At 71.9% G+C, this 14,039-nt stretch carries 12 protein-coding genes and 1 pseudogene; 7 read left to right on the top strand and 6 right to left on the bottom strand.

The genetic code is table 11. The annotated features are described in order from the left end of the window. Positions 1-21: 21 nt before the first annotated feature. Positions 22-2,967, bottom strand: a complete 2,946-nt coding sequence (locus ACGF13_RS13835; RefSeq protein ID WP_392873367.1) for a UPF0182 family protein — start codon at positions 2,965-2,967, stop codon at positions 22-24. Between the two features lie 157 nt (positions 2,968-3,124). Here ACGF13_RS13835 and ACGF13_RS13840 point away from each other — a divergent pair, with 157 nt between their 5' ends. Further along, complete coding sequence (locus ACGF13_RS13840) at positions 3,125-3,697, top strand: PPA1309 family protein (RefSeq protein ID WP_392873369.1); 573 nt, start codon at positions 3,125-3,127, stop codon at positions 3,695-3,697. Positions 3,698-3,852: 155 nt separating this feature from the next. On the opposite strand, the gene ACGF13_RS13845 is transcribed toward ACGF13_RS13840, so the two are convergent. The 4 genes from ACGF13_RS13845 to ACGF13_RS13860 form a co-directional block, all read right to left on the bottom strand. Next, positions 3,853-4,962 (bottom strand): PDZ domain-containing protein, encoded by a 1,110-nt coding sequence (locus tag ACGF13_RS13845; RefSeq protein WP_392873371.1) that lies wholly within the window; start codon positions 4,960-4,962, stop codon positions 3,853-3,855. 42 nt (positions 4,963-5,004) lie between these two features. After that, positions 5,005-5,196 (bottom strand): hypothetical protein, encoded by a 192-nt coding sequence (locus ACGF13_RS13850; protein ID WP_392873373.1) that lies wholly within the window; start codon positions 5,194-5,196, stop codon positions 5,005-5,007. Between the two features lie 257 nt (positions 5,197-5,453). Beyond that, positions 5,454-5,894 carry a molybdenum cofactor biosynthesis protein MoaE gene (locus ACGF13_RS13855; RefSeq protein WP_392873376.1) on the bottom strand — a complete coding sequence of 147 codons (441 nt, stop codon included), beginning with the start codon at positions 5,892-5,894 and terminating at the stop codon, positions 5,454-5,456. Positions 5,895-6,065: 171 nt separating this feature from the next. After that, positions 6,066-7,214: an NAD-dependent epimerase/dehydratase family protein gene (locus ACGF13_RS13860; protein WP_392873379.1), complete on the bottom strand. Its 1,149-nt coding sequence runs from the start codon at positions 7,212-7,214 to the stop codon at positions 6,066-6,068. 199 nt (positions 7,215-7,413) lie between these two features. On the opposite strand from ACGF13_RS13860, the gene ACGF13_RS13865 reads away from it, so the two are divergent. Both ACGF13_RS13865 and ACGF13_RS13870 read left to right on the top strand, forming a co-directional pair. Continuing rightward, complete coding sequence (locus tag ACGF13_RS13865; protein ID WP_392873382.1) at positions 7,414-8,937, top strand: zinc-dependent metalloprotease; 1,524 nt, start codon at positions 7,414-7,416, stop codon at positions 8,935-8,937. Beyond that, complete coding sequence (locus ACGF13_RS13870) at positions 8,934-9,521, top strand: NUDIX hydrolase (protein ID WP_392873385.1); 588 nt, start codon at positions 8,934-8,936, stop codon at positions 9,519-9,521. Before ACGF13_RS13865 ends, ACGF13_RS13870 begins: the two co-directional genes overlap by 4 nt. 148 nt (positions 9,522-9,669) lie before the next feature. Here the strand turns inward: ACGF13_RS13870 and ACGF13_RS13875 are convergent, their stop codons facing one another. Continuing rightward, positions 9,670-10,221 carry a M48 family metallopeptidase gene (locus ACGF13_RS13875; protein ID WP_392873388.1) on the bottom strand — a complete coding sequence of 184 codons (552 nt, stop codon included), beginning with the start codon at positions 10,219-10,221 and terminating at the stop codon, positions 9,670-9,672. A 444-nt stretch (positions 10,222-10,665) separates the two neighbouring features. On the opposite strand from ACGF13_RS13875, the gene ACGF13_RS13880 reads away from it, so the two are divergent. The 4 genes and pseudogenes from ACGF13_RS13880 to ACGF13_RS13895 all read left to right on the top strand — a co-directional run bounded on the left by ACGF13_RS13880 (position 10,666) and on the right by ACGF13_RS13895 (position 13,984). After that, positions 10,666-11,754 (top strand): TOMM precursor leader peptide-binding protein, encoded by a 1,089-nt coding sequence (locus ACGF13_RS13880; protein WP_392873391.1) that lies wholly within the window; start codon positions 10,666-10,668, stop codon positions 11,752-11,754. 220 nt (positions 11,755-11,974) lie between these two features. Beyond that, a pseudogene (locus ACGF13_RS13885) lies at positions 11,975-12,291 on the top strand (arsenic resistance protein); the annotation flags it as partial. Between the two features lie 233 nt (positions 12,292-12,524). After that, complete coding sequence (locus ACGF13_RS13890; RefSeq protein WP_392873393.1) at positions 12,525-13,028, top strand: DUF6932 family protein; 504 nt, start codon at positions 12,525-12,527, stop codon at positions 13,026-13,028. Beyond that, entirely contained in the window at positions 13,025-13,984 is a 960-nt protein-coding gene (locus ACGF13_RS13895; protein ID WP_392873396.1) for a hypothetical protein, read from the top strand. The genes ACGF13_RS13890 and ACGF13_RS13895 overlap by 4 nt, the downstream gene beginning before the upstream one ends. Positions 13,985-14,039: the final 55 nt, after the last annotated feature.

Raw genomic sequence — 14,039 nt, forward strand, 5'->3', positions numbered from 1 at the left:
CGGTTGCCGCAGCTCAGCGGCCTACGGCTGCGGGGCGGGCGATCCGGCGCCGGTGGCACCGGGGGCGGGAGTGCCGCCCGGGGCCGGCGCGGCACCGGCGCCGCGCGCCGCCTCGGCGGCCTTCAGGGCGTCGCCGAGCGCCTTCTGGGCGTTGCCGTACGCCACCCAGTCGCCGTTCTTGAACGCCGTCTGGCTGTCGCCGTACGCCTTCTCCGCGTCCGTGAGCGCCTTCTGGAGCTCCGGCGAGATCGTCCCGCCCGGCGCCGGCGTGGTCGGGGCGGGTGTGGTCCCGGTACCGGGCGTGGTCGGCACGGTCGGGGTGGTCGCCGGGGGCGCCCCGCCGAACACCTTCTTCAGCGCGGCCTCCAGGGTGTCCTCGAACGCCACGTTGTCGTCCCCGTACACCGCCAGGACCTTCTGCATCGTCGGGTACTTGGCACCGCGTCCGCGCACGTACACCGGCTCGATGTTGAGCAGACCGCCGCCGACCGGCAGGGTCAGCAGGTTGCCGTACTCCAGCTCGGAGTCACCACCGCTCTTCAGCAGCGTGATCTGCGAGGCCACCTCCTGGCGGGAGTTGAACTTCGACTGCACCAGGCCGGGGCCGGGGGCGCCGCTCTCGCCCGTCATCTTCAGGATGCGGATCTTCCCGTAGTCGTCCCCCGGGTCCGCGTTGACGGCCATGAACGCCGCCAGGTTGGGCCGCTGGTTGGGCACGAAGGTACTGGTCAGCGAGAAGCTCGCGGCGCTGGTGTCCGGCATCCGCACCGTCACGTAGTACGGCGGCTGGACCTGCTTGGTGTCGCTGGTCGGGTCCACCGGGGTCTGCCAGATGTCACTGCCGTTGAAGAACGAGTTGGCGTCGGTGACGTGGTACTGGCCGAGCAGGTCGCGCTGCACCTTGAACATGTCCTGCGGGTAGCGCAGGTGCGGCACCAGCGTCCGCGGGATGTCCGCCTTCGGCTCGACGGTGCCGGGGAAGGCCTTCATCCAGGTCTTCAGCACCGGGTCCTTGTCGTCCCACTGGTAGAGCTTCACCTCGCCGGTGTAGGCGTCCACCGTGGCCTTGACCGAGTTGCGGATGTAGTTGACCTGGTTCGCGGCGGTCAGCAGCTCACCGCGCTGGTTGGTCAGCGAGTCCTTGGTGGCGGCGCCCAGCGTCGTCTTCGACGAGAACGGGAAGCCGTCCGAGGTGGTGTAGCCGTCCAGCACCCACAGGATCCGGCCGTCCTGCACCACCGGGTACGGGTCGGCGTCGATCGACAGCCACGGCGCGACCTTCTCCACCCGCTCCTTCGGCGTCCGGTTGTAGATCACCTTGGCGCCGTCGGTGATCGCCCCCGCGTAGAGGATCTGCGGCTCCGCGAAGCGCACCGCGTAGGCGGCACGGGTCAGCGGGTTGTCCAGCGAGACCCCGCTGTCGCCCTGGTACGTGGTCTCCGCGTTCTGGCCCGTCTTGGTGTCGGTGTAGTCGATCTCCTTGTTGGAGCCGCCGACGATCGAGTACGTGGTGGTCTTCTCGCCGTAGTAGATCCGCTGCTGGTAGTCGCCCAGCGTGCCGGTGGCCGGCAGACCCGACTCGGTGAACACCGGCTGGCCCTTGTCGTCGACCTGGTTGCCCTTGGCCACCACCGCGCCGTAGCCGTGGGTGTACTTGAAGTGGTCGTTGATCCAGTTGCGCTGCACGCCGTTGAGGTCCAGCTCACGCAGGCCGATCACACTGTCCTGCTTGTCCTGCCCGCTGCCGTACCGGTCCACGTCCAGCGTGTTCGGGAAGGCGTAGTAGTTGCGCTGCTGCTCCAGCGACTGGAACGCCGGCGAGACCACGTTCGGGTCCAGCAGCCGGATGTCCGAGATGGTCTGGGCGTCCGGCTTGAGCGCGTCCGCGGTGGCCGTGCCCTGCGGCGTGTACGGAATGGTCTGCGCGTCCGCGATCCCGTACGCCTGACGCGTCGCGTCGATGTTCTTCTGGATGTACGGCGTCTCCTTGGCCTGCTCGTTCGGCTTGACCTGGAACTGCTGCACGATCGCCGGGTACAGCCCGCCGATCAGCACCGCCGACAGCACCATCAGCCCCAGGCCGATCAGGGCCGGGGCCCAGGTGCGACGGATCGGCGTCAGGAAGAACAGCACCGCGCAGATGATCGCGACGAAGAACAGGATGGTCTTGGCCGGCAGGAACGCGTTGGCGTCCACGTACCGCAGGCCGGTCCACCCCGAGACACCCTTGTACGAGCCGGTCTTCACCGCCAGCGCGTACCGGTCCAGCCAGTACGCGACCGCCTTCAGCAGTACGAACACGCCCAGCAGCACCGCCAGGTGCCCCTGCGCCCCCACACTCGCCCGGCGGCCCGGACCCTGCAGCCGCAGCCCGCCGTACAGGTAGTGCACCATCGCCGACGTCAGCAGCGAGACGATCACCGCACTGAACGCGAAGCCCAGCACGAACTCGTAGAACGGCAGGTCGAACGCGTAGAACGAGACGTCCATGCCGAACTGGGCGTCCTTCTCACCGAAGGAGGTCGCGTTCGTCCACATCAGCCAGGTCCGCCACTGCCCGGAGGCCGCGGCACCGGCTACCAGGCCGATCACCAGCGAGACGCCGATCAGCGCCCAGCGCTTGAACGGCGCCAGGCCGGACCGGTAGCGGTCCAGGCTCTGCTGCTCCACCGACATCGCCGACAGCGGCGGCCGCAACCGGTGCGCCAGCCAGATGTTGAAGCCGACGATCACCGCCATCAACAGGCCGAAGACCCCGAACAGCCCGACCTTCGTCCACAGCTGGGTGGTGAACACCGAGGAGAAGCGGACCGACTTGAACCACAGCCAGTCCGTCCAGAAGCCCGCGAACATGACGAACAACAGGAAGAGCACCGCGAGCACGCCCAGGGTCAGCAGGGCCACCCGCGCCCGCCGGGAGGGCGGGCCTACCCTTCGCCGGAAACCCGGCCCTGAGCGTTCGGGCATCTGGAAGACCACGGTGGCACCTCGGCTGTGTCGTCTGAATGGGGTCGGTCGTCAGAGAAACTTAACCAGGCTTTGGTCGAGTTCCCACCGTTAGCAGACGGTTACGACAGCCACCCGCCCGGCGGGCGCGCCCCGCCCGGCGTGTGAGGATTGAGGCATGTCCGACGCGTCTGATCTGAACAACTCCCCCGACGACGTCTCCAAGCTCCCGGCCGCCACCCCGCTGACCCGGGCCGCGCTGGAGATCGACGAGTACGCCGCCACCCTCGGCTGGGACCTCCCTGCCCGACTCTTCGCCCTGGTGGACAGCGCCGCCCTGCGCAAGGCCAACCCGAAGATCGCCAAGCAGCTCGGCCTCGCCGAGGGCGACGAGGCCGGCCTCACCCCGATCGAGCAGGACGAGCTGCCCGCCGGCATGGAGCTCGACAAGTTCCTCGGCACCATCGCCTGGCCCGACTCCGTGGCCGGCTGCGCCCTGGTCGTCGAGCGCCTGATGCTGCCCCCGGGCGCCGAGCAGTCCCGCCCGCGGGGCGCCAGCGACGCCCAGCTCGCCGAGTGGGTGGCCAACCACCCCAAGCGCGAGGAGGTGCGGATCACCGCCGCGGTGCTCCGCGACGGCAAGAAGGAGATCGCCCTGCGGCTGCGCTCCAAGGACGTCGCCCGCGAGGTGCTGACCGGCCCCGACCTGGTGCCCGGCCTGACCGAGGCGCTGCTGGCGACCTTCGCCTGACGCCTTCCCGGCGGCGGCCTCCCGGGGCCGCCGGCGGCTTCCCGGCCCGGCGGTTCCGCGGCTACTTGGCCGGCCGTTCCGTGGCTCGGCGGTTCCGCGGCTCGGCGGCTACTTGGCCGGCCGTTCCGTGGCCCGGCGACCGCCCGGCCCGGCGGCTACTTGGCGGCGCAGGACGGCAGCGCGGAGGTCTGCCCGGAGCGGACCTGCTCCAGCGACTTCAGCGCGCCGTCCAGCGTGTCCGCCTTGATCAGGGTCAGCCCGGACGGGACGTTCTTGCTCGCCTCGGCGCAGTTCGAGGACGGGGTGAAGAAGTACTGGGCCCCGGCGTCCCGGGCGGCGATCAGCTTCATCGAGATGCCGCCGATCGGGCCGACCTTGCCGTCGTCGTCGATGGTGCCGGTGCCGGCCACGAACTTGCCGCCGGTGAGGTCGCCGCCCGGGGTGAGCTTGTCGATGATGCCGAGCGAGAACATCAGGCCCGCGCTCGGGCCGCCGACGTCCTGCAGGCCGATGTCGATCTGGAACGGGTAGGTGTGCCGGAGCCCGGTGCCGATGCCCACCACCGCGAGCTCCGCCCGCTCGGCCGGGGCCTGCGGGTCGAGGTCCTTGGCCCGTGCGGTCGGCACCGTGACGTCGGTCTTCCCGCCCGCGGCGGCGGCGCCGTTGCCGTCCTTGACCCGCGGCACGACGGTGAAGACCGCCGACTCGCCCGGCTTGTGCTTGGTGACGGCCGCGACCACCTGCTCGACCGAGCCGACCGGGGTGCCGTCCACGGCCACGATCTGGTCGCCCGCGTGCAGCCGCCCCTCGGCCGGGGCGCCCGCGGTGACCGACTTCACGATCAGCTCGCTGCCGACCGGGATGCCCAGCTGCTTGAGCGCCGCGGTGCGGGCGCTGTCCTCGGAGGAGGCGAACTCCTCGGCGTTCTGCTTCTTGGCCTCCGCGTCCGACTGCCCCTTGGGGTAGACGTTGTCGTGCGGCACCACCAGCACGTCGTCCCGCAGCCAGCCGACCACCGCGTTGACCAGGCTGGGCTCGTACTTGGCCCCGGTGACCTGCACCGTGGTCATGTTGAGGTTGCCCGTCGTCGGGTACGAGTCGTGCCCGCTGATGCTGATCACCGGCTTGCCGCCCTGGTTGCCGAGCGTGTTGTACGTCGGCCCCGGGCTCATCTCCGTGTACGGAACCTTCATCAGCACCGAGACGCAGAGCAGCGCTATGAGCAGCAGGGTGGCAGCGAGCATCGTCGCGGAGCGGCGTGGCATGCCTCGACAGTACGGGACGGGCGTGAACAGGCGCCCGCCGGGCTACCTGCCGGAGCCCTTCCCCGGGGCCGCGGTGCCCGCGGTGGTGCGCTCCATGGCGGCCATGAAGCGCTGGTGTTCGGCGAGTGAGGCCGGATCCCCGGCGGCCCGCGGTTCCCGCTGGGCCCACAGTGCCCAGAGGCCGGCGGCGACACCGGCGACACCCGGAATGATCAGCCAGGCGAGCGCACTCATACCAGTACTCCCAGCTCGTCGTGTCTATGAGCAGATTAACCACTCCGGCGGACAACGCAGCCGGCGCCGTCCGGGTTACGGGACGGCCGATCGGCTCACTTCCGGGGAGTATTCGGAGCGCCGTCACGGGGCCGTTGGAGTGACATCCCGGCGCGCCTCACCCGTCGGACGCGCGAGGTGTGCCGGTCGGTTCCTCGGGGTGTGCAGACCGGTTCCGCGAGGCGTGCCGATCGGTTCCGCCGGCCCGGGAGCGGTCCTCAGCAGCCGCCGGCGCCGACCCACTCCTCCTCGCCGTCGGAGAAGACCTGGTGCTTCCAGATCGGCACCTCGTGCTTGAGGTCGTCGATCAGCCGACGGGCGGCGGCGAAGGCCTCGCCGCGGTGGGCGCAGGAGACGGCGACGATCACGGCCTTGTCGGTGATCTCCAGCCGGCCCACCCGGTGGACCGCGGCGAGCGCCCGGACCGGGAAGTCCGCGGCCACCTTCTCGGCGATCCGGCGCATCTCCCGCTCGGCCGTGGGGTGGCAGCTGTACTCCAGCGCGGAGACCGACTTGCCGCCGTCGTGGTCCCGGACCGTCCCGACGAAGACGGTGGTGCCGCCCGCCGCGTCGTCACCGACCGCCTCGTACACCTCGTCCAGCGAGAGCGGGGTGTCGCGGATGGCGAGCAGGCGGATGGGGTCGTGGTTCTCGGACATGGCCCCATGATTCCCCATCCGGCACGGGCCGGGGCAAGCCCCCCTTCCGCATCACGAGGCGGGGATTTCGCATCGCGAGAAACCCCCGCCGGGCGCCGCCCGGCCGACCCGCCCCGCCCCGTCGGCACCGCCCTGTCGGAACCGCCCGCTCGCGGACGCGTCACCGGCCGGTCAGAACCGCCGCCGCCTGCGGGCCCGGCGCACCAGCGCCGCCGTACCGACCAGCGCCACCGTCGCCCCGGCCGCCCCCAGGCTGGTCGCCGCCTCCTTGCCGCCCAGTCGGCGCCCGGCCACCGCGTGCTTGCCGGACACCTGCTCCAGCAGCTCGGCCAGCACCTGCTCGTTGGTGTGCGCCGGGCGCCAGCCCGCCTCGTGCAGCCGGCTGCCGGACACCACCCAGGGGTACATCGTGTACGCCAGGTCCCCGGCCGGGGCCGGGGTCAGGCCCAGCCGGTGCAGCCGCGCCGCCGTACCGAGCGCCAGCGAGGCCGGCAGTTCCATCCGCCGGATCCCGGACAGCCGCTCCACGTCCTCCTGCTCCAGCCAGCCGTCACAGCCGACCGTCACCTCGCCCTCGACCAGGCCCAGCACCGCGTACTCCAGGGCCGCCGCCAGGTCGTCCACGTGGCAGAACTGCCAGCACGGCCGGGACCCGGCCACCACCAGCAGCCGGGGCGCCTCGAAGTGCCGGGTCAGCACGGTGTCCACGCCGGGGCCCACCACCACGGCCGGGCGCAGCACCGTCACCTGGAGGCCCGGGTGGGCGCGCGGCGCCCGGCGGGCCAGCCGCTCGATCTCCAGCAGGTCCCCGACCAGCGAGGCCTCCTCGGTCGCCCGCAGCTCGGAATCCTCCGCCAGCGGCACCTCGTTGTCGGCCAGCGCCCCGTAGACCATCGCCGAGGTGCACAGCACCACCCGGTGCACGCCGGCGGCCGCGGCCGCGGTCAGCACCGTCTGGGCGCCGCGCACGTTGTAGGCGCTGCGGGCCCGGGCGTCGGACTCCATGCCGAAGTCCATCGCCAGGTGCACCACCACGTCGACCCCGGCCAGCCGCTCGGCCACCGCCGGGTCCCGCACGTCGAGCACCCGCCACTGCACGCCCGGAACGTCGCCCCGCCGGTCGTCCACCGCGAGGACCTTCCGCACGTGCGGAGAGGCCACCAGCCGGGCGGCGACCCGCTCGCCCAGCACCCCCGCGGCACCCGTGACCGCCACGGTCAGCAGCCGACCGCCGTAGGCTGGAGGCGGCGACGCCGTGGTGTCCGACGCGTCCTCTCCTCCGGTCAGCCCAGAGCGAACGTCCGAGGGCGGGGAACTCACCGGCCATCCTCCACGGTTAGCTTTATGTGCGTACGGACGTGTGTCACGTACGTCCATCCTGCCCGAGGCGAAGGCCCGGCGGTGCACCCGGCGCGGGCCTGCCGCGCGGGAGCCGCCCCCGAGTCCCCCACTCCACCGCCGCCCCGGGCGCAGACTTTTCCGCCACACCCGCATGACGGCCGACCGGATCGAGGACCCCGTGAGCGACCTTCCCTTCGGATTCGGCGTTCCGCCCGAGGAGCCCGAGGACGGCAAGGCCAAGCCCGACGACGCGCAGAAGAAGAAGGACCAGGAGCAGTCCGGCAGCGGCCCGCAGTCGTTCGGCTTCGGCGGCGGCAACCCCTTCGGCGCGATGTTCGGCCTGCCCGGCACCCCGGGCGGCCCCGGCGGCGCCGGAGCCGACAACCCCTTCGCCGCGATGTTCGGCGGCATGAACCCGGGCGACCTCGGCGCCGCCTTCCAGCAGCTCGGCCAGATGCTCTCGTTCGAGGGCGGCCCGGTGAACTGGGACCTCGCCAAGAACATCGCCCGCCAGACCGTGGTCGCCGAGCCTGCCGAGGGCAAGAGCAAGGACCGCTCGGTCGGCGACGCCGAACGCTCCGCCGTCGCCGAGGCCATCCGCCTGGCCGACCTGTGGCTCGACGGCTCCACCGAGTTCCCCTCCGGCGCCGGCACCGCCGTCGCCTGGAGCCGCGCCGAGTGGATCGAGGCCACCCTCCCGGTCTGGAAGGACCTGGTGGACCCGGTCGCCGAGCGCGTCGGCAACGCCATGGGCGGCGTCCTGCCCGAGGAGATGCAGGCCATGGCCGGCCCCCTGATGGGCGTGATGCGCTCGATGGGCGGCGCCATGTTCGGCACCCAGATCGGCCAGGCGCTCGGCGCGCTCGCCGGCGAGGTGGTCGGCTCCGCCGACGTCGGCCTGCCGCTCGCCCCGGCCGGCAAGGCCGCGCTGCTGCCCCAGAACGTCGCCGAGTTCGGCGAGGGCCTGAACGTGCCCGCCGACGAGGTCCGGCTCTACCTCGCCCTGCGCGAGGCCGCCCACCAGCGGCTCTTCGCCCACGTGCCGTGGCTGCGCGCCCACCTGCTGGGCGCCGTCGAGGCCTACGCCCGCGGCATCAAGGTGGACACCTCCCGGATGGAGGAACTGGTCGGCCAGCTCGACCCGAGCAACCCGGAAGCGCTCCAGGAGGCCCTGGCCGGCGGCCTGCTCCAGCCCGAGGACACCCCCGAGCAGAAGGCCGCGCTCGCCCGCCTGGAGACCGCGCTCGCGCTCGTCGAGGGCTGGGTCGACGCCGTCGTGCACGCCGCCGCCGAACCGCACCTGCCGCAGTCCGGCGCGCTGCGCGAGACCGTCCGCCGCCGCCGCGCCGCCGGCGGGCCCGCCGAGCAGACCTTCGCCACCCTGGTCGGCCTGGAGCTGCGCCCGCGCCGGCTGCGCGACGCCTCCCGGCTCTGGGCGCTGCTCGCCGACGCCCGCGGCGTCGAGGGCCGCGACGCGCTCTGGGAGCACCCGGACATGCTGCCCACCGCCGCCGACCTGGACGACCCGGACGCCTTCGTGCACCGGGGCTCCGCCGACGACCTGGAGGGCGGCATCGACTTCGACGCGCTCGACAGGCTGCTCGGCGAGGCCGCGGCCGGCAAGCCCGACCTCACCAAGAAGGACGAGCAGCCGAAGACCGACGAGGACGGCACCGACGGAAAGGGCGAGCCCACCGCATGACGGACACCGAGACGCCCGCCGCCACCCTGCACGCGGACGCCGTCCGCACGCTGACCGGGTGGCGGCCCGCCGACCAGGACCAGGAGCGGCTGCGGCTCGACTACCTGGAGCACCTCGCGGCACGGCCCGACGGCCTGTACCGGTCCTGCCTGCCCGCGCACATCACCGCGAGCGCGGCGGTCGTCGACCCGGCCGCCGGGCGGGTGCTGCTCACGCTGCACCCCAAGGTCGGCATGTGGCTCCAGATGGGCGGGCACTGCGAGCCCGGTGACCGTGACCTCGCCTCGGCCGCGCTGCGCGAGGCCGTCGAGGAGTCCGGCATCCCCGACCTGGTGCTGCTGGAGAGCGACGGCGCCCCGGTGCCGGCGAAGCTGGACCGGCACCTGGTGCGCTGCACCGGCAAGGACCGGCCGGAGAACACCCACCTGGACGTCCAGTACATCGCGCTGGCCCCGGCCGGCGCTCAGGCGCTGATCAGCGAGGAGTCGCTGGACCTGCGCTGGTTCGACTATGACCGGCTGCCGGAGCTCACCGACCACTCGGTGCGCGACCTGGTCGCCCGGGCACGGCAGCTGACCGGCTGAGGCGTGACACCCGAAGGGGGCGCGGAGCCTATTGGCCCGCGCCCCCTTCCGTCGCTCCTCCGGTCGGACCCGACCGGGCCCCACGGCTCCTGCCGCCCCGTACCGGCTCGCACCGCCCCGGCCCGGCCTGCGCCGCCCCCGCGCGCCCTCAGCCGCAGGAGGACGCCGCCGGATCCGGCCCGGTCGGGTTCGGGGCCGCGTGCCGAGCACCCGGGATGTGCGGCAGCCGGGCGGCGGAGACCACGCCCTCCAGATAGCCGCGGGCCCGCTCGGTCCGCGGATAGGACTCCAACAGGGCCCAGAACGCCGGGCCGTGGTCCGGCACCAGCAGGTGCGCCAGCTCGTGCAGCAGCACGTAGTCCAGCACGTACTCCGGCATGCCCTGGAGACGGTGCGAGAGGCGGATCGTCCCCTCGCTCGGGGTGCAGGAACCCCAGCGGGAATTCTGGTTGGTGACCCAGCGGACCTGGCTGGGCCGGGCCCGATCGCCCAGGTACGAGGCCGACAGCTCACGGGCCCTGGCCATCAGCCCCTCGTCCCCGGGAATCCGCCGGGACTCCTGGGCGGCGAGCTTCTCCAGCATCTGCGCGACCCAGCGTTGCTCCTCGGCGTGCGACATCCGGGCCGGGATCAGCACGACGGTGCGGTCGCCCTCGCGGTAGGCGGAGACGGTACGGCTGCGGCGGGCGCTGCGGCGCACCTCGACCCGGCTCCGGTCCTGCGCCTCGGGAGCCGCGGCGCCGGCGGGCGGCGGCTGCGACGGGCCCGGCCTCGGCTGCTGCCGCTGGTCCGGGCGCCCGCGCGTGTTCGGCCCCTCGACCTGCGACCCGGACGCTGCACGGGCACGCCGACGCGACGCCGGTGGATGGGAGTCCCGCTCGGCTGCCATGGCACACGACGTTACCCGGTACCCCTGACAGAAGTCCGCTGCCCTGGCCGGAATCTTTCATGGAGCGATCGCGAACGAAAAGTCGACGGCGGGTGTCCGGAAACCGACGCCCGGGCGGATGCCGCGTTATCCACAGGGCGTGCGAACGGATGGCCCGATGATACGCGCGGACCTGTGGATAACCTTCCGCACGACACCCACGCGATAGGGCAAGCTGCGGTCAGCCGTCCGGAAACGATCGGAAGGGAGATCGTCGTGCGCCTCGCCCTCAAACCCGCGCTGTCCCGCAGCTGGCGGGACTCGGAGACCCTGCAGTTCGGCACCGTCACCCGGTTCGCCGGGGTGCTCGGCAACGCCGACAAGACCCTCTGCGACTTCCTCGCGCTGCTCGACGGGACGCGCGACCGACCGGAACTCCTGAACGAGGGCGAACGCATCGGGCTCGGCCGCGAACCGGCCGACGCCCTGCTCGCCGACCTGGAGGAGACCGGCCTGCTCGACGACGCGGAGGCCGGCGACCGCGCACTGGCCCGCTTCCCCCATCAACAGCGGGACTTGCTCGGGCCTGACCTCGCCTCGCTCTCCCTGGTCCACTCCGGCCCGGGCGCCGCACCGGCGGTCCTGGGCCGCCGGGCCGACGCACGGATCGAGGTGCGCGGCGCGGGCCGGGTCGGCACCGCCGTGGCGGCGGTGCTCGCCGCGGGCGGCACCGGCACGGTCACCGTCGCGGACGGCGGCCGGGTCAAGCCCGGCGACTGCTCCCCCGCCGGGCTGCCGCCCGGGGACGTCGGACGGCTGCGCGCGACGGCGGCCCGGGAGGCGGTGCAGCGCGCCGCGGGCCGGGCTCCGGTGCCGGTGCCCCGGCGGCGGCCCGGGGACCCGCCACCGGACTTCGTGGTCCTCGCGCCCCGGGACGGCAGCGCCGCCTTCGCGGGCGGGACGTACGAGGCCCGGCTGCTGCTACGGGCCGGGGTGCCACACCTCTACGTGGGCGTGGTCGAGGAGTTCGGCGTCATCGGGCCGCTGGTGATCCCCGGGATGTCGGCCTGCGGGCACTGCCTGGTGCTGCGGCGGGAGGACGAGGACGCGGCCTGGCCGCGGGTGCTGGCCCAGCTGGCCGACGGAGGCCCCGGCCGGGCCCGGACACCGGCCTGCGACACGGCACTGGCGACGGCGGTCGCCGGACTGGCGGCACTGCACATCCAGGTGTTCCTGGACGGCGGCCGGCCCCCGAGCGTCGACGGCTGGTGCGAGGTGTCGGCCCGGGACGGCATGCCACGGCGCCTGCGGTTGCGCGGGCACCCGGACTGCGGCTGCCTGTGGCAGCCGCTGCCGCCGGGGTGAGGAACGGAGGAGGAGTAGGAGCGGAAGGAGGAAGACGAGTCTGACGGGAGCAGGCCCGGCGGCTGCGACTGTGATTTCTATCTTGCGAATGAGAACTGCATCTTGCGAGCAGGCCTGAGGGTCTCGCCCCGGGGGGACATCGATGTGACTGTCAGTGACAGTTAGCGGCGATATCAGGTCGTAGCTGTGGGTAACTCCGATCGAACGTCGCGGAGACGAGCTGCTGTTCGCGATCGCGATCCTCTTCGCGTTGCAGGGGAAGACGATCACCTCGCAGCCGCTGGATGTCGTGCGGATCGCGCTGCCGCTGCTGGCCTACTTCGCGCTCATGTGGTTCAGCACCTTTGCCATCGGCAGGAACCTGGGCCTGGGCTACGACCGCACCGCCGCCCTCTCGTTCACGGCCGCGGGCAACAACTTCGAGCTCGCCATCGCGGTGGCCATCGGCGTCGTCGGTCCTTGATGGAGGTCCCGCTGCTGATCGCCCTGGTCTACGTCTCTCTCGCATGGCGTAAGAGGATTCCCGCCTCCTCCTGACCAGGAGGGGTGCACGCTGTGGGACCACTCCCCCGCCAGGGTGGTCCCGCAGCCGTTCGGGCCACGGTCAAGCTTCCCGGCAAGTTTGGCGCTCCCCCACAGATGCTCAGCCGCCGGGGCCGCACGTCGCATCGACCGTCAACATTGGCGATCTCTAGTTCGCGGGGCTGGGCAACGGCTATGGTGAGCGCCCTGAACCGCACCGCGGTCGTCTCGCCAGCGTGGGGAGAAGCATGATTCCAGCGCTCACCAACGGCCTGCTGCCGCCCGGACGCCACCCCGCGACGATGGCCGAGATCGAAGAGATCTTCGTATCGGCCGCCCCGCACGCGAAGCACCGGAAACGCATATTCCGGGCATTCGAGCTGTACGCGGACATGCTGGGCGACATCCTGCCACGCGGGACCTTCTGGGTGAACGGCGGCTTCTGCACCTACAAGCAGGACCCGCCCCACGACATCGATCTCGCGGTCCTCATCGACCCAACGTTGCCCTTGACGGACGAGGATTACGAGCAGTTGGTGCCGCTGTTGACGCTGACGCAGGTACAGGCGCATAGCCCGGCTCTCTGGGCCAACCGGATGCAACCCATGGGTGGCTTGGTCGATAGCTTCCTCCTTGTCGCCGGTGTCATCGAGCAGGAGGAGTATTGGGATGCGACCTGGTCGGCGGTGAAAGGCCCGGACGGTGAACTGATCCCCGGTGCGATCAAGGGCTACCTGGAGGTGAGCTGGTGAGCAACGAACTGCGCGAGAAGTATGCGAAGGCCCTGCAGACGACCGAGGGCAGCGACCCGCTGTCCCGGCTCGCCCGGGCCAGCCTCGTCGCGTCGGCCTCGAAGTTCAGCGGGCTCGGGCTGCTGAACGTCGCGGCAGGCCCCGGCCTCAACTTCCGGCTGTCCGACTCGACCACCGGCGGACTGATCTCGGCGAACGAGGTGGGCGACTTCCTCCAGCGCGTTCAGCGCGCGGTTGCCCGGCTCGCGAAAGCCCGCCGGGCCCGGGTGGCGGACGTGGCGAAACTCCTGCCGCTGGACTTCGAGGTCGCCCGCCTGGACGTCGCTGCCTCCGCCCCCGGATCGATCGTCGTCGACCTCCAGCCCCACGTTCCCGAGAGTGACAACGAATCGGAGGCACTGCCGCCGTCGATCGTCTCCTGGGCCGAGATCGGCGCTGTGGAGCTCGTCCGGTCACTGCCGGAGGGGCCCGAGGATGACGAGTCCATGGATTCGCTCTTCAGCGCATCGCCCGTGGTCCGGCGGGCTGTCGCCGATCTGATCGCCAAGCTCCCGAATCCGAACCTGGACATCAGCCTGGTCGTGAGCCGCAGAAGCGGCGAGCGCATCCACTCCTCCCTATCGGCCGGCCAGGCCGCGACGCTCCGGGAACGGCTTGAGATCATCCGGGAGGAGCGCGAGATCATCAGGCTGCACGGGCGCCTCGACGGCGTCCGCACCCGGCGCCAGATCTTCTACTTCGAGACACCTGCGGGGACCGAGATCCACGGCTTCGTCGATGAATCCCTGGTCGGCATCGTCAAAGAACACCTGGATCAGGAAGTCGACATCGCACTGGAAAGCTTCGTCATGCGTTCCGCCGCCGGAAACCGCAGCCAGCGGCGCTATCGGCTGGTCGAAGTCGCGGGGCAGCACTCCCAGCTCCCCCCGGGCAGCGAACTGGACGACGAGGGGTAGCGGATCCGGGCCGTTCGCAATGAAGCGGCCCAGATCCTCCTGGGCACAGCTCGCC

Source organism: Kitasatospora sp. NPDC048286 (assembly GCF_043201735.1).
GTDB lineage: Bacteria > Actinomycetota > Actinomycetes > Streptomycetales > Streptomycetaceae > Kitasatospora.